We start from the raw sequence: 16,880 nt of genomic DNA, 5'->3' as shown, positions 1-16,880 counted from the left end.
CTCCGGCTCGCGCGGGGCCGGACCCGGTGCCGGAGCGGGCCGGTTCGGCTGCGCCGCCGCCGGTCGGTCGGGCCGTCCCTGCGGCGGGGCCGGACGTTCAGGCCGGTCCGTCCGCGCCGGGCCGGCCGGGCGAGCGCCGGACTGTGCGCGGGCGTCCCCGGTCGGCGCGTCCCCACCGAGGATCAGATCGAGCCGCGGGCGGATGCCGAGCACCTGGTGGACGGCCTCGCCGAGCACGCGGTCACCGCCCCGGCCGAGCAGCGACTGGCGGGGCCCGTCCTGCTGGAAGCCGATCGTCAGCAACGAGCCGTCGTAGCCCGCGACGCTCGCGTTGTCCTTCACCAGCATCCACACCAGGCGTGAGGCGTCCTCGAGGGCCGTGAGGATGTCCGGCCAGGCCCGGCGGATCATCTCCACCTGGCTCGCCGCCGGGGCGGGCGTGGGGCTCGACGGCGCGGCCGTCTCCTCCGGCCCGTGGGCGGGGGCCGGCGCGGCACCGGTGCGCTCCTGGGCCTGGGGCCGGCCCTCGGGCTCGGGGCGGCTCCCGGCCTTCGGGCGGCGCGCGTCCTCGGAACGGGCCCCCACCTCAGCCGGTTCGGGCCGCTTGGGCTGCGGCGGCTGCTGCGGACGCTCGGACCCCGTGGCCCCGGCGGCCACGTCCCTCTCCGGCGCCTCCGCCACGGACTGCGGGGCAGGCGGCGTCCAGCGCTCCGGCGGGGCGGTGGGCGCCGTCGACGCGGACTCCTCCGGCCGCCGCATGGCGGCCCGGGCGAGCGCGGCACCAGTCAGAGGGCCGGAGCCGTCCGCGTTCCCGGCCGATCCGCCGCCGTCCGCGGCGGGCATGCCGGACCGGGCCGGCGTCGTCGTGCCCTCCGGGGCGCCGTCCTCGACGGGCGCGGCGCCACCGAGCTCCAGGCGCCGTTCGAGGGCCTCGAGGCGGGCGGCCAGGCCGCGGTGCGTCTCGTCCGAGGCAGGCAGCAGCAGGCGCGCCATGAGCAGCTCGAGGTGCAGGCGGGGACTGGTGGCCCCCACCATGTCCGTCAGCGCGAGGTTGGTGACGTCCGCGAGGCGGGAGAGCTCCGCGCGGGAGAGCTGCGCGGCCTGCGCCGAGAGACGCCGCACCTGGTCCTCCGGCATGCCGTGCAGGATCGCCCCGGCCTCCTCCGGCAGGGCACGGGCGATCACGAGGTCGCGGAAGCGGTCCAGCAGGTCCTCGACGAAGCGGCGCGGGTCCTGGCCGGACTGCACCACGCGGTCCACCACGCGGAACACGGTGGGGGTGTCGTCCGCGGCGACGGCGTCGATCACGTCGTCCAGCAGGGCTTCCGGGGTGAAGCCGAGCAGGCTCACCGCGAGCTCGTAGGAGACCTGGCCCTCCTGGGCACCCGCGATCAGCTGGTCCAGCACGGAGAGCGTGTCACGCACCGAGCCCGTGCCGGCGCGCACCACGAGCGGCAGCACGCCCTTCTCCACGGACACGCCCTCCTCCGCGCACAGCTGCTCGAGGTAGGCGATGAGCGGCTCCGGCGGCACGAGCCGGAACGGGTAGTGATGGGTGCGGGAGCGGATGGTCCCGATGACCTTCTCCGGCTCCGTGGTGGCGAAGATGAACTTCAGGTGCTCCGGCGGCTCCTCCACGATCTTGAGCAGCGCGTTGAAGCCCGCCGCGGTGACCATGTGCGCCTCGTCGATGATGAGGATCTTGTAGCGGTCCCGGACCGGGGCGAACGTGGCCCGCTCGCGCAGGCCGCGGGCGTCCTCCACACCGCCGTGCGAGGCCGCGTCGATCTCCAGCACGTCCAGCGAGCCCGGCCCGCCGGTGGCCAGGTCCCGGCACGAGTCGCACTCGCCGCACGGCGTGGGCGTGGGGCCCTGGGCGCAGTTCAGGCAGCGCGCGAGGATGCGGGCGGACGTGGTCTTGCCGCAGCCGCGCGGGCCGGAGAAGAGGTAGGCGTGGTTCACGCGGTCCTTCGCCAGTGCGGTGCGCAGCGGGACCGTGACATGGTCCTGCCCGATCACGTCCTCGAAACGGTCCGGGCGGTAGCGGCGGTACAGGGCGGTGCTCACCCTCGAAAGCCTATCCGGCGGGCGGACGGGCTAAGGGAGCCGGGGAATGCGCACGCCCGCCGGCCCGTTCCCTGGCCCATGACCACCACGCACATGCACACCGACGCCGAGGACACGATCCACCCCACGCAGCCGGCCCCGGACGCGGGACCGCTGAGCCAGGCCGAGATCGACCGCCTCTTCGCGGACCGCCACACGACGCAGCTCTTCTCGGACGAGCCCGTCGACCTCGCGCTGATCGAGCGGGCCTACGCGGACCTCCGCTGGGCGCCGACCGCCATGAACAACCAGCCGCTGCGGCTCGACGTCGTGGACAGCCCCGAGGCCCGCGCCCGCCTGGCTCCGCTGATGATCGAGTTCAACCGGGAGAAGACGGAGCGCGCCCCGCTCACGCTGATCGCCTCCTACGACCTCGACTGGCACCGCCACATGGGCCACCTCGCCCCGTTCCGGGAGGGCTTCGAGGAGGATGCCGAGGGCAAGCCGGGCATGCGCGAGGGGATGGGCCGCACGAACGCGCTCATCCAGGTGGGCTACCTGCTCGTGGCCCTGCGCGCGCACGGGCTCGAGGTCGGCCCCATGGCCGGGTTCGACGCCGCCGCCGTGGACGCCGAGTTCCATGCGGACCGTGCCTGGAAGTCCCTCCTGGTGATCAACGTGGGCCACGCCGCCGCGGACGACGAGAAGGCGCAGCAGCCCCGCCAGGGCCGCCTCGACTTCGACCAGGCCGCCCAGGTCCTCTGACCGGGGCCGGGTCTGCGGCGGGCCAGGGCGCCGGCCCGTTCAGAGCCCGGTGAACACCCACGGATCGCGCGGCAGGGCGGCCGGGTCGAACGCGGGCACGGCGGCCGCCAGCGGTCCCGCGGGCAGGCCGAGGGACTCCAGCAGCCGGTCCCGCACCCGCTCGGGGGTCCACGCCGGGTCCTGCGCGGAGAGGTCCTCGAGGGTCACGGCGCCGTCCCGCTTGGCCAGCCGCCGCCCCTCCGCATTCAGCACGAGCGGCACGTGCAGGTACTCCACCGCGGGCGTCGGCTCCCCGCGTGCGGCGCACAGCGCCTCGGCCAGCCAGCGCTGGCGCGGGGCCGAGTCGAGCAGGTCGTCGCCGCGGACCACCTGGTCCACGTCCTGCGCCAGGTCGTCCACGACGACGGCCAGGTTGTACGCGTACGCCCCGTCGTTCCGGCGCAGCACCAGGTCGTCGACCAGGCCCGTGACGTCGCCGTGCAGCACGTCCACGGCGGTCGCGCGCGGGATCTCACCGTCCGGCAGGCCCGCGACCTTCGCCGCGTCGATCCGCAGGGCGGCGGGACGCACCCGCCGTCGCTCGGCCCGCTCGGCCTCGGTCAGGCCGCGGCAGGTGCCCGGATAGAAGCCGGGCGGACGCAGCGGCACGGCGCCGCCGGAGGCGGGGGCGCCGTCGTCGGGTCGCGGGTGCGGGGCCGACGTCGCCTCGGCGATGTCCTTGCGCGAGCAGAAGCACTCGTAGACCGCGTCCGCGCCGTGCGCGGCGCGCAGGGCGGCCACGGCGGCGTCGTACAGGGCGGTGCGCTCGGACTGGCGCACCGGCTCGGCGTCCCAGTCCAGCCCGACGGCGGCCAGGTCCGCCCGCTGGTCGGCCTCGGCCCCGGAGCGGACGCGGTCCAGGTCCTCGATCCGCAGCAGGAAGGCGCGGTCCGTGGCGCGCGCGGCGAGCCACGCGACGAGCGCGGTGCGCAGGTTGCCCAGGTGCAGGCTTCCCGTGGGGGAGGGGGCGTAGCGTCCGGCGGGCATGGGATCTCCTGGGGAAAGTGAAGACCCCTCACGCACCTGCCAGAGCCCACCTACCCTTGCTACCTTCCGGTCCTGGGGGAGTTCAGCGAGATGACACCACGTGAGGGGCCGCCCACGACTCTACCAGGGCGGCGGTGGGCGGGGCGATTCGGGCCGCGGCGAGACCCGGACCGGGCCCTCGCCTCCCGCGGGGGATTGGCGCGGCCCAGGACGATCTGGTTATGATGGAGCCTGCCCTCGCGCGGTCCGCCGCATGAGGGCGCACCAAGGAGGATTCGCCTAGCGGCCTATGGCGCACGCCTGGAACGCGTGTTGGGTTAACAGCCCTCGGGGGTTCAAATCCCCCATCCTCCGCGGGCAAGCCCCGGGACCCCAGTGGTTCCGGGGCTTTTCGCATGTCCGGGGCGGCTGGTGGCGGGGGAGAGCGCCCGGATTCCCGATCCGCCACGCTGGATGCGAGACGCGGGTCACATTTGCGCGTATCCTTCTCCCCAGTCGTCCGGGACCGCCGGCGGCCGCCGCTCGGAGCTCGCACCGCACCGGCCATCCCCACCCCGATCTGGAGACCCCATGTCCTTCGCAGATCTCATCACCGCCGTGAACGACGTCATCTGGTCCCCGGCCCTGATCTGGCTCTGCCTGATCGTCGGCCTCTACTTCACCATCCGGACCATGTTCCTGCAGTTCGTGAACATCCCGGACATGGTGAAGCAGCTCCGCGAGGGCCAGGACTCCGCGGACGGCACCTCGTCCCTCCAGTCCCTCATGATGTCGCTCGCCGGCCGCGTCGGCATGGGCAACATCGGCGGCGTCGCCACAGCCATCGCGTTCGGCGGCCCCGGTGCCGTGTTCTGGATGTGGGTCATGGCCCTGCTCGGCGCCGCCACGTCCTTCATCGAGTCCACGCTCGGCCAGATCTACAAGGAGCGCGACCCGGACACCGGCGAGTACCGCGGCGGCCCGGCGTACTACTTCGAGAAGGCCTACAAGCACACGGCCGCCGCCCCCGCGTTCAAGGTGTACGCCATCCTGTTCGCCGTCGTCACCGTCTTCGCCACCAGCTACTTCCTGCCGGGTGTGCAGGCCAACGGCGTGGCCGCGGCCGTGGGCGAGGCGTGGGCCGTGCCCGCCTGGGTCGTGGCCCTGGCCATGGTCATCCTGCTGGCCTTCATCGTCCTGGGCGGCGTGAAGCGCATCGCGACGTTCGCCGTCTACGTGGTGCCCGTGATGGCCGTGCTGTACATCATCCTCGCGCTGATCGTGCTGTTCCTGAACTTCGACCAGATCCCCGAGGTCTTCGGCTCCATCTTCGCCAGCGCCTTCGGCGTGCACGCCGTGTTCGGCGCGATCCTCGGCCTCGCCATCCAGTGGGGCGTGAAGCGCGGCGTCTACTCCAACGAGGCCGGCCAGGGCACGGGCCCGCACGCCGCCGCGGCCGCCGAGGTCTCGCATCCGGCCAAGCAGGGCTTCGTGCAGGCGTTCGCCGTGTACATCGACACGCTCTTCGTCTGCTCGGCCACCGCGTTCATCATCATCTCCACGGGCGCCTACCGGGTGTACTCGGACGGGCCCGGCTCCGACCTGCTGTTCGAGGGCATCGTCTCCCCGACGGCCTCCGAGGGCCCGGCCTTCGTCCAGACCGGCTTCGACGCCGTGTTCTCCGGCTTCGGCCCCTCGTTCGTGGCCGTGGCGCTGGCGTTCTTCGCCTTCACCACGATCGTGGCGTACTACTACATGGCCGAGGTCAACCTCGTGTTCCTCACGCGCAACCTGCGCAACGGCATGGTCCGCCGCGTCGCGCTGCGCTTCCTGCAGGCCCTGATCCTCGTGTCCGTGGCCTACGGCGCCGTCGCCACCACGGGTGCGGCCTGGGGCCTCGGCGACATCGGCGTGGGCTCCATGGCCTGGCTGAACATCCTCGGCATCCTCGTGCTGCAGGGACCGGCCCTCAAGGCCCTCAAGGACTACCGCGCACAGAAGCGCCAGGGTCTCGACCCGCAGTTCGATCCGCGCCCGCTCGGCATCCGCAACGCGGACTTCTGGGAGCACCGCGCCGACGGCCTGATCACCCAGGGCGTCGCCGGCACGGCCGAGCACCCGGTCGTCGCCGAGGGCGGCGCCCACCGCGCCTGACGGACCGGCGGGGCCGGGCCCTCCCCACCCCACGACGACGGCCCGGACGCCGCCAGCGTCCGGGCCGTCGTCGTGCGCGGCAGGTCAGAAGAGCTGGCGCAGGTTCGCCTTCGCGAGGTCGAGCAGCTTGGTGCCCTTGCCGTCCAGGACGGTGCGCATGGCGTAGAGCGCGAAGCCCTTGGCCTGCTCGAACTCGATGCTCGGCGGGATCGTCAGCTCCTGACGCTCGGTCTTGACCACCAGCAGCGCCGGCCCGTCGTGGGCGAGGAACTCGCGCATCACCGCGGGCAGGTCCGTCGTGTGGTCCGCGCGGAAGCCCTTGATGCCGATCGCCTCCGCGATCGCCGCGAAGTCCGGGTTCTCCAGGCTCGTCCCGTAGGGGACGAACCCGGCGGCCATCATCTCGAGCTCCACGAAGTTCAGCGAGTCGTTGTCGAACACGAGCGTCTTCACGGGCAGGCCGTTCTGCACGAACGACATCAGCTCGCCGAGCATCATGGCCAGCCCGCCGTCGCCGGCCATCGCCACCACCTGGCGGGTGGGGTCGACCGCCTGGGCGCCGACCGCCTGGGTGACCGCGTTGGCCATGGAGCCGTGGGACAGGGAGCCGATGATCCGGCGGCGCCCGTTCATCGTCAGGTACCGGGAAGCCCAGATCACGGGGGAGCCGACGTCGGGCAGGAACACCACGTCGTCGTCGGCCAGCTCGTCGAGGAGGCGGGCCACATACTGCGGGTGCACGCGTCCGCGTCCCGGGGTGGCCAGCTGGTCGAGGTCCTTGCGGGTCTTGGCGTAGTGCTTGAGCGCCTTGTCCAGGAACGCCGACGACGAGTTCCCGCGCAGCAGCGGCAGCAGGGCCTGGGCCGTCTCCTTCACACCGCCCACGAGCGGCACGTCCACGGCCACCCGCCGGCCGATCTGCTCACCGCGCACGTCCACCTGGATGACCGTGGCGTCCTCGGGGTAGAACTGCCGGTACGGCAGGGAGGAGCCGAGGATCAGCAGCGTCTCGGCCTCCTTGAGCGCGTGGTAGCCGGAGGCGAAGCCGAGCAGGCCGGTCAAGCCGACGTCATACGGGTTGTCGTACTCGATCCGGTCCTTGCCGCGCAGCGCGTGGACGATCGGGGCCTGCAGGCGCTCCGCCAGGGCCACGACCTCGTCGTGGGCGCCGGCCGCGCCCGCGCCGGCCAGGATGGTGATCCGCTTGGACGAGTCCAGGGCCTCGGCGGCCTCGCGCAGCACGGAGTCCGCCGGGATGACGCGGGACGGCGTGTGACGGATCACCTCGGGCTCCGCGGAGAGCTCGGTGAGGGCCACGTCGCCCGGGATCACGAGCACGGCCACGCCCCGCTGCTCGACGGCGGCCCGCATCGCGGTGCGCAGCATGCGGGGCATCTGGTCCGCCGAGGAGACGTGCTCCACGTAGACGGAGCACTCGCGGAACAGGTCCTGCGGGTGGGTCTCCTGGAAGTAGCCCGAACCGATCTCCGCCGACGGGATGTGCGCGGCGATCGCGAGCACCGGGGTGCGGGAGCGCTGCGCGTCGAACAGGCCGTTGATCAGGTGGAGGTTGCCCGGACCGCACGAGCCCACGCAGACCGCGAGCTCATCCGTGAGCTGGGACTCGGCGGAGGCGGCGAAGGCAGCGGTCTCCTCGTGCCGGGTGTGCACCCACTGGATGCCGCCGTGGGAGCGCAGGGCCTCGGTCAGCCCGTTGAGGGAGTCCCCGGGCACGCCGTACATGCGGCGCACGCCCGAGGCGTGGAGGGTCTCGACGATGTTCTGGGCGACGGTGGCCACGGTGGAACCTCTCTCTGGTCGGGAGGCGCCCGGGCCGGTTCGGCAGGGGCGCGGCATTCCCTTCCACGCTAGGGGTCGAGGTCCAGGCCCGGGGAGGGTCGGCCGCCCGCAGGAGGCGTCCGGCCTGGTCAGCGCAGCAGGTCGCGCTCGACCCAGCGCAGCAGGGACTCGCCCGCCCGCTCGTGGACGTCGTCGGCGTCGCCGATGCCGCGTTCGGCGAGGATCGCCGCCGTCACCACGCCGTAGGGCTTCTCGGGGACGCCGTCGGCGGGGCGCACGTCCATGTGCTCCACGGCCAGTCCGCGCTCGTGCAGCCGGTCGGCCATGGCGTAGTCGCTGCGCGAGTCGCCCGCGGTGAGCCAGCGTTCGGGCACCGGGGTGCCCGCCTGTGCCAGCAGGTCGAAGCAGCGCTCGACGCCCAGGTCCTTGCCGGAGGAGCGGTGCTCGACGTCCACCGAGATCACCGAGGGGGCCACGCGCACGTCCTCGGCGAGTCCACGCTCGGCGAGCAGGTCCTCGACGCCCGCGGCGACGTCGTCGCGCACCCGCTCGTACTCCGTCTGGTCCGCGCCCACCGTCTTCTCGAGGGAGACCATGGCCAGCTTGGTGCGGTCGGTGAACTGCAGGTCCTCGGCGCGCTCATCGTTGAGGGCCCAGATCGCGTCACGGGTGTCCGCGTCGATGGCCATGTCCGGGTCGGTGCGGAGCCAGTCCGGGGCGGTGCCGTCCACGGTGACGTCGGGCAGGTCCCCGGAGGGCACCGCGGAGAACGGGAACCACACGGCGCCCTTCTCGCAGACCGCGTGGAAGGGGGCGTCGTCTGGGAGGCCCGCGTCGCGCAGCGGGGCGATCACGCTGTGCAGGAGGAAGTCCGTGGAGCGGCCCGTGTTGAAGCCGACCGGCACCCCGCGCCGCGCGAGGCGGACGAGCACGTCGATGATCCCCTCCGGCACGGTCCGGGTCTCGGTGGAGGCCACGGGGCCGTCCACGTCCAGCAGGAGTCCGATCGGGGAGGGAGTGCGCATGCCCCCACCCTAGGCCGCGGTGGCCCGTGCCCGCGATGGGCCCGGCGGCTACGCTGACCCTGAGACCCGCCCCGCCCGGGGCGCACCCCCGACGATCACCCCACGGGAGCACCCATGAGCACCGCCACCGACCTCGGCCCGTCCCGCAGCCCCTTCGGCCCCGACACCGCGGCGCGCGTCCCCAGCTCGGGGACGGGGCTGGCCTCGACGGGCGGCCGGGTGGCCATGCTCGTGGTCGTGATCCTCGCGGTCGTGGCCGCGTTCCTGGGCTCCGGCGTCGTCGGCGGCCTGACCCCCGTGGCCGAGGCCGCGGGCGGCTGGCTCGGCCCGGACGCCACCTGGGTGTCCCCGGCGACCCCCGCGTTCGGCATCTGGTCCGTGATCTACGCGGGCCTGTTCGCCTACGCCGTGTGGCAGTTCCTCCCCTCGGCCCAGTCCGCCCGTCACGACCGCCTGCGACCGTGGATCCTGGTCTCGGTGCTGCTCAACGCCGCGTGGATCTGGACGGTGCAGGCCGGGCTGCTGGGGCTGAGCGTCGTGGTGATCGCGTTGCTGCTGACGTGCCTGGCGTGGATCCTGGTGCTCCTCGAATCGGTCCGCGCGCACAGCTGGGGCGAACGGATCCTCCTGGACGGGGTGCAGGGCCTGCATCTGGGCTGGGTCTCGATCGCCGCCGTGGCGAACCTGGCCGCGTGGCTGGCCTCGACCGGCGTCGTCGGCGATCCGGGGCAGTCGTCCTTCTGGGCGAAGGTGATGCTCGTGGTGGCCGTGCTGATCGGCGCGTTCACGGCCGTGTACAACGGCGGCCGCCCGGCTCCGGCGTTCGCGCTCGCGTGGGGTCTGGTGTGGATCGGCGTCGGCCGCGCGGACGGCACGGGGCTGCTCTCGGGCAGCCTCGCCCTCCTGGCGTGGGGCGGCGCCGCGATCGTCCTGCTGTGCTGGCTGGCCGCGCTGCTGCTCTCCCGCCGGTCCGCGACGGGCGAGGCCCGCGACCTCGTCCTCGACGCCCTCGACGGCGGCGGCGACCCCATCGACGGTCGCCGCTGACCCCCGTCGTCGTCGATGGAACGGGGACCGATGCTGTCGTGACGTGCGGCAACACCTGTGCCTCTCACATGCGATGATGTGGTGATCCGAAGGCCCCGCCTCACGGCGGGGCCTTCGTCGTGCCCCGTCCCACCCACTCCAGGATCCTCGTGCCCCTTGCCCGTCTGCGCGCGGCGCTCCCCGCGGCCGCACTGTCCCTGCTCCTGCTCACCGGCTGCACCGCCGCCGACGACGGCGTCACCCCGGAGAGCGCCGCCGACACCTCCGCGTCGGTCAGCACGATGCCGACGACGCCCACCCCCTCCGTCGACGCGGCTGCGACGAGCCGTGCCGCTGCGTCGTCGCTGGCCGCCTCATCCTCCGCCGCGCAGAGCTCGCGCGCCGCAGCGTCGTCCTCGATCGAGGCTGCGCAGTCGCGTGCCTCACGTGCCGCGGAGGAGTCGCGTACTGCTGAAGGCTCCCGCAGTGCCGAGCCGGCGGCGCCCGCCGCCCCGGCCGACGTCGAGGGAGACGTGGTCACGGTCGAGTCGATCTCGGACGGCGACACGCTCCGCGTGACCCTCGGCGAGGTGTCCACGCGGGTGCGCCTGCTCAACATCGACACCCCCGAGACCCGTCACCCCTCGAAGCCGGTCGAGTGCATGGGCCCGGAGGCGACGGCGGCGCTGAAGTCGATGATCAGCCCCGGCGACACGGTGGTGCTGCGGTACGACCGCCGGCTCTACGACCGCTATGACCGCCTCCTCGCCGGCGTGTACGCCGACGGCGTCCTGGTCAACGCCGAGATGGCCCGCCTGGGCTACGGCGAGCCGGCGGTCTTCGACGGCAACGACCGTTTCCTGCCCGAGGTCGAGGCGGCGTGGGAGCAGGCCCGGGCGAACGGCGTCGGCAGGTTCTCCGGGGAGTGCGGCACCGCGGCAGAGCCCATCCCGGAGGCGGCACCGGCCCCCGCCCCGGAGGCGACCCCCGCACCCGAAGCCGCCCCCGCGGCCGGCGACGCGGGGCCGGTGCGCGGAGCCGACTCCGTGTGCCCGGACTCCCACCCGGTCAAGGCCAACGACAACTCGGGCATCTACCACGTGCCCGGTCAGCAGCACTACGGCAGGACCAACGCGCGCCACTGCTACGCCTCCGCCGCCGCGGCCCAGGCGGACGGCTACCGCGCGGCCCAGCGCTGAGGGCCCCGCGCACGACGACGGCCGCCCACCTCGCCAGGTGAGCGGCCGTCGTCGTCCGTGCCGAACGTGCGCTCGGCGCCGCGCCGGGTGCGGTCAGCGGCCCTCGTGGACGGCTCGCAGCTCGTAGCCGCGCTCCTCCACGGCCGTCTGCTTCTCGGCGCGCTTCTCCACCCCGGCCACGTCCTTCGGGGGCAGCTGCACCCGAGCCTCGGCGGGCAGGCCGGCCTCGAGCTGGCGGGCACGCTCCACCTCGGCGTCGACCTCCAGGCCGAGCAGCAGCACGATGTTGAAGATCCACAGGGCGAACAGCAGCGCCATGATCGTGCCGATCGCGCCGTACGCCGAGTAGCCGGCGAACTGCGTGAAGTACACGGACAGGGCCACCGCGGCCAGCACCATGCCCACCAGCGCCACGATGTTGCCGGGGCCGAAGAGGTGGAAGCGCGGCTTCTGGACGTTCGGGGTGGTGTAGTAGAGGGTCGCGATCAGCACCAGCAGGATCAGGACGACGACGGGCCACTTCACCCACGCCCACACCGGCAGGAACGTGTCCGAGAGGAAGTTCACCACGCCGGTCATGCCGAGCGGGCCGGCGATCGGCTGGAGGAAGCCGTCCACGAGCGAGCGGTTCAGCGCCAGCGAGAGCAGCACGACCACGATGCCCACGATCAGGATGAGCGTGGTGAGCAGGTTGGTCAGCGTCAGCTTCACCAGGCCGCGGCCCTCCTCGTAGCCGTACACCGTGTTGGCCGAGCGGTTGAACGCCTTCACGTACGCGGAGGCGGACCACAGGGCGGTCGCGATGCCGATGATGAGGGCGATGATCCCGCCGCCTGAGCTGGCCGAGTCGCTCATGGTGGTCACCAGGTTCGTGACGAGCGGCTGGTAGTCGCTCGGGACCAGGCCGGTCAGCTGCCCCAGCAGGTCGTCGATGGCCCCGCGGTTGGAGGCGAGCACGAGGGACAGGATGGAGAACACGGCCAGCAACGAGGGGGCCAGCGAGAGCACCAGGTAGTAGGTGAGCTTCGCGGCCAGGTCGGTGCCGCCGTCGTTGCCGAACTCCTTGAGCGCGCGCGTGAGCGCGTACTTCCAGCCGGCGCCGTCGAGCTTCACGCCCTTGAGCCTCTCGGCACGCTGGTCGGGATCGATCTTCGCGGCCTCCAGGGTCGCGTCCACAGGATGAATGGCCACGTCGGTCCTCTCGCGCTCGGGGGCAGGGTGCGGGTCGGGCCCCACGGTAGCGGACGGGTGTCCCGTCCGTCCCGACCGGAGTGGCGCTGGGCCGCGGACCCGGGCGATCAGCACTCGATGACGTTCACGGCCAGGCCGCCGCGCGAGGTCTCCTTGTACTTGGACTTCATGTCCGCGCCGGTGTCGCGCATGGTCGTGATGGCCTGGTCCAGGGTCACCCGGTGCGAGCCGTCCCCGAGCAGCGCCAGCCGGGCCGCGTTGATGGCCTTCACGGACGCGATCGCGTTGCGTTCGATGCACGGCACCTGGACGAGGCCGCCCACGGGGTCGCACGTCAGCCCGAGGTTGTGCTCGATCCCGATCTCGGCCGCGTTCTCCACCTGGTCCACGGTGCCGCCGAGCACGGCGCACAGCGCGCCCGCCGCCATGGAGCAGGCCGAGCCGACCTCGCCCTGGCAGCCGACCTCGGCGCCGGAGATGGAGGCGTTGCGCTTGTACAGGATGCCGATCGCCGCCGCGGTGAGCAGGAACTCGACCACCTTGTCGTCCCGCTCCTGCTGCGTGGCGCCCTCGGGGAGCACGAAGCGCATGTAGTAGAGCATGACGGCCGGGATGATGCCCGCGGCGCCGTTCGTGGGCGCGGTGACGATGCGCCCGCCCGAGGCGTTCTCCTCGTTCACCGCGAGCGCGAAGAGGTTGACCCACTCCATGGCCCACATGGGGTCGGTGCGGTTGGTGGTCTGGAGCAGGTGCTCCCGCAGCGCGGGGGCCCGACGGCGGACCCGCAGTCCTCCGGGCAGGATCGGCTCGGTGCGGGTCACGCCGTTGTGGACGCATTCCTCCATGACGGCCCAGATGGCCAGCAGCTGGGTGCGCAGCTCGTCGAGGTCGTGCCGGGTGGCCTCGTTGGCGAGCATGAGCTCCGCGATGCTCAGGCCGGCCTCGCGGCAGCGAGTGGCGAGTTCGGCGCCCGTGGAGAAGGGGTACGGTTCGCCGGTGTCGCCGTCATCGGTGCGGTTGACGTCCTTGGTGGCGTCCAGCTCGGCCTCGAGCTCGTCCGAGGTGACCACGAAGCCGCCGCCCACCGAGTAGTAGTCGCGGGTGTGGAGCTGTTCGCCGGCGTCGTCGTAGGCGGTCAGGCGCATGCCGTTCGGATGCCCGGGCAGGGACTCGCGCATGTGCAGCGTCAGGTCCGCCTGCCGGTCGAAGGCGATCTCGTGGCGCCCGTCCAGGGGAAGCCGACCGCCCGTGACGATCTCCGCCACGAGCCCGGTGCAGGCGTCCGGGTCGATGGTCTCGGGGTCCTGGCCGGCCAGGCCGAGCAGCACCGCGGTGTCCGAGCCGTGGCCCACGCCGGTGGCCGCCAGCGAGCCGAACAGCTCGGCGTGGACGCGGGCCGTGCGCTCGAGGACGCCGTGCTGGCCCATGCTGTCCGTGAAGCGGCGGGCGGCGCGCATGGGTCCCACGGTGTGGGACGAGGACGGGCCGATGCCGATCGAGAACAGGTCGAGGACGCTGAGCGCCATGCAGTGCTCCTAGGGTGCGAGCGGGACGCGCGGTGGCCGGGGGTGGGGGCCGGACGCGCGGGGCCGGGTGATCCGGTGCAGACCAGACTAGGGGCACGGGGCCCGGCAGGCCATGGGGCCGCGGGTCGTGGCCCGCGGTGCTCTCCGACCCGTCGCCCGCCGCACGGACCGGAGCCGGGAGCGCTCAGAGGATGTTGTCCTTGGACTCCTCCACCTGCGCGGCCGCACGGAACGCCGTCAGGTCACGCAGATACTCGTCCGCGTGGGGGAACACGGGCCCCTGCCCGGCCACGAGCATGACCCCCTCGAGGGGCTCGAACCGGGAGCGGCCCACGTGGATGTCCTCGCCGGCGTCGACCAGGGTGCGCAGCTGCCACCACGTGGGGGCCATCAGGTTGACCTCGCCGGCCCGGAAGCGGCGCAGCAGCTCGGCGGGCGACGCCCAGCCGTGGCTGGCCGCCTCGGAGGACATCCGCTCGGGGGACTGGCCCTGCGGCAGGTGGACGGCGAAGAAGAACGTGTCGTAGCGGCGCGGGCCCCCGTGCGGGGTGATCCACCGGGACCAGGGCACGAGCGCGCCGGCGTCGGGGCGCAGTCCCTCGCGGTCGAGCAGCTCCCCGAAGTCCACCTCGTGGCGCTCGACGGCGCCGCGCAGCTCTTCCGGGAACGCGGCCACCCGGGCCGGGTCCACGGGGGTGCCGGTGGCGGCGTCCCGGGCCAGGAGCACTCCGGTCTCCTCGAACGTCTCCCGGACGGCGGCGGCCAGCACGCGGCCGGCGCCCTCGGCGGGGTCGAGTCCCGTGAGGGTGCCGTGGGCGTCCACGGGCTCGTGCGGCAGCCCCAGGCGCCGGCCCCAGTCGGCCAGATCCGTGCCCTCCCACAGCCGGTCCGGCAGGTCGTCCGCGGGGTCCACGCGGCCGCCGGGGAAGGCCGTGGCGTGGGCGCTGAAGGCCATGGTCCCGGCGCGGCGGACGGTGAACACCGAGGTCTCGCCGCCGGCCCCGGGCCGGACCAGCACGAGGGAGGAGGCGGGCACCGCCGGGACCCGGGGCCGGTCCTCGGCAGCCGGGCGCTCGGCGGGCGGGGCGGCGGGGCTCACGGTGCCTCCTCGGTTCGGGCGATCATGGTCCGGACGCACGGGCCGACGACGGCGGCCCCGGCCGCTCCCGCGCGCGGGTCATGCGGCCCGGACGTGCGCGGACCCGTAGTCTGTAGCGTAAGTCACCGTGCTCGGGGCGGAGGCCCCGGGGCGAGACCGCGACCCAAGGAGGAGAGGCCGTGAAGATCCTGGTGCTGGCCAAGCAGGTGCCGGACACGTGGCAGGAGCGTGAGCTGAGCCTGGAGACCGGCTGGGTGGTGCGCGACGGCGCGGCCGAGCCCGTGCCGGACGAGATCAGCGAGCGCGTCATGGAGGTCGCCCTGGGCTGGCGGGACGCCGGCGCGGACATCGAGGTCGTGGCCCTGACGGTGGGCCCCGAGGACTCCTCGAAGACCCTGCGCAAGATGCTGGCCATGGGCGCGGACTCCGCCGTGCAGATCACCGACGACGCACTCGTCGGCTCGGACGCCGTGCAGACAGCTCGCGTGATCGCCGCGGCCGTCGAGAAGGAGGGCGCCGACCTCGTGCTCGCCGGCACGCTGTCCACGGACGGCGGCACCGGCGTGGTGCCCGCCATGGTCGCCGAGCTCCTGGAGCGGCCCTACCTGCCGCACGCCGAGGCCCCCGAGCTGGCCGACGGCGAGCTGACCGGCACCGTGGCGACCTCGGACGCGGACGTGCGCGCCGCCGTCGCCCTGCCCGCCGTGGCGGGCCTGACGGAGAAGACCGCGGAGCCGCGGTTCCCGAACTTCAAGAACATCATGGCGGCCAAGAAGAAGCCGCTCACCGTGCTGTCCCTGGCCGACCTCGGCATCGCCGCGGGCCCGGCCGAGGCCGCCTACCGCTCCGTGATGGTCTCGGCGGACACGCGTCCCGAGCGTGCCGCGGGCGAGAAGGTCACCGACGACGGCACCGCCGCCGAGCGGCTGGTGGAGTTCCTCGCGGGTCGGGGGCTCGTGTGAGCGCGAACGTGGAGGAGACCGAGATGACGACGCAGACCGACGCCGCGAACAGCGTTCAGACCGTGCTGGTGCACGCCGAGATCGGCGCGGACGGCGCGCTTCGCCCGGTCGTGGCCGAGCTGCTCGGCGCCGCGGCCACCGTGGGCGTGCCCGAGGCCGTCCTCGTGACCGGCGCGGAGGGCAGGGACGCCGCCGTCGCCCGTCTGGGGGAGTACGGCGCCACGCGCGTCCACGTCCTCGTGGCCGACGACGCCGCCACCACCCTCGGCGACGCCGCCGTGCAGGCCCTCGCCGCCGCGACCGCCCGCACCGCGCCCGTGGCCGTGCTGCTCTCCGGCAGCCCCGAGTCCCGCGCGGTGGCCGGCCGCCTGTCCGTCCGCGCCCGCGGCCCCGTGTGTGCGGATGCCGTGGGGCTGCGCTGGGCCGACGACGAGGTCATCGCCCGCCACTCCGTGTTCGGCGGCGACTACCTCAGCGAGTCCACCGGCGAGGGCGGCCCCCGGATCATCACCGTGCGCCCCGGCGCCGTCGCGGACCGGGCCCCGGCCGTCGAGGCACCCGAGGTCGTGGAGCTGGCCGCCGCCGAGCTCGGCCCGGTGACCGCCGGCGCCCGGGTGCTCGAGGTGAACGCCCGCACGCAGAACTCCGCCCGTCCGCCCCTGCGCGGCGCGAAGACCGTCGTCGCCGGCGGTCGCGGCGTGGGCTCCGAGGAGGGCTTCGCGATCGTCGAGCAGCTCGCCGACGAGCTCGGCGCCGCCGTGGGCGCCTCGCGTGCCGCCGTCGACTCCGGCTACACCGCGGCCGAGCGCCAGGTGGGCCAGACCGGCGTGATCGTGTCCCCGAACCTGTACATCGCCCTGGGCATCTCCGGCGCCATCCAGCACCTGGCCGGCATGAAGACCGCCAAGACCATCGTGGCGATCGACAAGAACGAGGACGCCGAGATCTTCGAGCACGCCGACTTCGGCGTGGTCGGGGACATCTTCCAGGTGGTCCCGCAGGTCATCGAGCAGCTGCGCACCCGCCGCGGCTGAACCGGTGCGGGCGCGGTCCGCTGCGGACCGCGCCCCTCGGACGAGGAG

General features: G+C 73.6%; 13 protein-coding genes, 1 tRNA gene and 1 other RNA gene. 7 read left to right on the top strand and 8 right to left on the bottom strand.

The genetic code is table 11. The annotated features are described in order from the left end of the window. Nucleotides 1-2,067: DNA polymerase III subunit gamma and tau (locus J1M44_RS04150; protein WP_206480612.1), on the bottom strand; the 2,067-nt coding region annotated here is incomplete at its 3' end. Nucleotides 2,068-2,145: 78 nt separating this feature from the next. Between J1M44_RS04150 and J1M44_RS04145 the strand changes: the two genes are divergently transcribed. After that, nucleotides 2,146-2,811: a malonic semialdehyde reductase gene (locus J1M44_RS04145; RefSeq protein WP_049146682.1), complete on the top strand. Its 666-nt coding sequence runs from the start codon at nt 2,146-2,148 to the stop codon at nt 2,809-2,811. Between the two features lie 39 nt (nt 2,812-2,850). On the opposite strand, the gene gluQRS is transcribed toward J1M44_RS04145, so the two are convergent. Both gluQRS and ffs read right to left on the bottom strand, forming a co-directional pair. Then, a complete protein-coding gene (gene gluQRS / locus J1M44_RS04140) occupies nt 2,851-3,837 on the bottom strand; it encodes a tRNA glutamyl-Q(34) synthetase GluQRS (RefSeq protein ID WP_144824610.1) in 987 nt (328 codons plus the stop codon). 16 nt (nt 3,838-3,853) lie between these two features. Beyond that, an RNA gene (gene ffs / locus J1M44_RS04135) (signal recognition particle sRNA small type) lies at nt 3,854-3,950 on the bottom strand. A 155-nt stretch (nt 3,951-4,105) separates the two neighbouring features. On the opposite strand from ffs, the gene J1M44_RS04130 reads away from it, so the two are divergent. Together J1M44_RS04130 and J1M44_RS04125 are read left to right on the top strand one after the other, a co-directional pair. After that, nucleotides 4,106-4,191, top strand: a tRNA-Ser gene (locus J1M44_RS04130). 216 nt (nt 4,192-4,407) lie between these two features. After that, nucleotides 4,408-5,970: an alanine/glycine:cation symporter family protein gene (locus tag J1M44_RS04125; RefSeq protein ID WP_135040506.1), complete on the top strand. Its 1,563-nt coding sequence runs from the start codon at nt 4,408-4,410 to the stop codon at nt 5,968-5,970. Nucleotides 5,971-6,054: 84 nt separating this feature from the next. Here J1M44_RS04125 and poxB read toward each other — a convergent pair whose 3' ends face one another. Together poxB and J1M44_RS04115 are read right to left on the bottom strand one after the other, a co-directional pair. Further along, complete coding sequence (gene poxB, locus J1M44_RS04120) at nt 6,055-7,770, bottom strand: ubiquinone-dependent pyruvate dehydrogenase (RefSeq protein ID WP_144824611.1); 1,716 nt, start codon at nt 7,768-7,770, stop codon at nt 6,055-6,057. A gap of 128 nt (nt 7,771-7,898) precedes the next feature. Next, nucleotides 7,899-8,795: a haloacid dehalogenase gene (locus J1M44_RS04115; protein WP_144824612.1), complete on the bottom strand. Its 897-nt coding sequence runs from the start codon at nt 8,793-8,795 to the stop codon at nt 7,899-7,901. A gap of 114 nt (nt 8,796-8,909) precedes the next feature. Here J1M44_RS04115 and J1M44_RS04110 point away from each other — a divergent pair, with 114 nt between their 5' ends. Together J1M44_RS04110 and J1M44_RS04105 are read left to right on the top strand one after the other, a co-directional pair. Next, nucleotides 8,910-9,842, top strand: coding sequence for a tryptophan-rich sensory protein (locus tag J1M44_RS04110; RefSeq protein ID WP_144824613.1), 933 nt, complete (start codon nt 8,910-8,912; stop codon nt 9,840-9,842). A gap of 149 nt (nt 9,843-9,991) precedes the next feature. Beyond that, entirely contained in the window at nt 9,992-11,020 is a 1,029-nt protein-coding gene (locus J1M44_RS04105; RefSeq protein WP_144824614.1) for a thermonuclease family protein, read from the top strand. Between the two features lie 93 nt (nt 11,021-11,113). On the opposite strand, the gene J1M44_RS04100 is transcribed toward J1M44_RS04105, so the two are convergent. The 3 genes from J1M44_RS04100 to J1M44_RS04090 form a co-directional block, all read right to left on the bottom strand. Continuing rightward, nucleotides 11,114-12,211 (bottom strand): YihY/virulence factor BrkB family protein, encoded by a 1,098-nt coding sequence (locus J1M44_RS04100; protein WP_260840801.1) that lies wholly within the window; start codon nt 12,209-12,211, stop codon nt 11,114-11,116. A gap of 107 nt (nt 12,212-12,318) precedes the next feature. Next, nucleotides 12,319-13,737 (bottom strand): L-serine ammonia-lyase, encoded by a 1,419-nt coding sequence (locus tag J1M44_RS04095; RefSeq protein ID WP_144824615.1) that lies wholly within the window; start codon nt 13,735-13,737, stop codon nt 12,319-12,321. 184 nt (nt 13,738-13,921) lie between these two features. After that, complete coding sequence (locus tag J1M44_RS04090) at nt 13,922-14,836, bottom strand: NUDIX hydrolase (protein WP_144824616.1); 915 nt, start codon at nt 14,834-14,836, stop codon at nt 13,922-13,924. Between the two features lie 179 nt (nt 14,837-15,015). On the opposite strand from J1M44_RS04090, the gene J1M44_RS04085 reads away from it, so the two are divergent. After that, a complete protein-coding gene (locus tag J1M44_RS04085) occupies nt 15,016-15,798 on the top strand; it encodes an electron transfer flavoprotein subunit beta/FixA family protein (RefSeq protein WP_063189076.1) in 783 nt (260 codons plus the stop codon). Next, nucleotides 15,795-16,832, top strand: coding sequence for an electron transfer flavoprotein subunit alpha/FixB family protein (locus J1M44_RS04080; protein WP_144824617.1), 1,038 nt, complete (start codon nt 15,795-15,797; stop codon nt 16,830-16,832). Before J1M44_RS04085 ends, J1M44_RS04080 begins: the two co-directional genes overlap by 4 nt. Nucleotides 16,833-16,880 lie beyond the last annotated feature (48 nt).

It is taken from the genome of Micrococcus sp. KRD128, from assembly GCF_017168395.1.
GTDB lineage: Bacteria > Actinomycetota > Actinomycetes > Actinomycetales > Micrococcaceae > Micrococcus > Micrococcus luteus.
The sequence above is the reverse complement of the archived record's forward strand: the minus strand, read 5'-3'. Positions and strand labels throughout refer to the sequence as shown.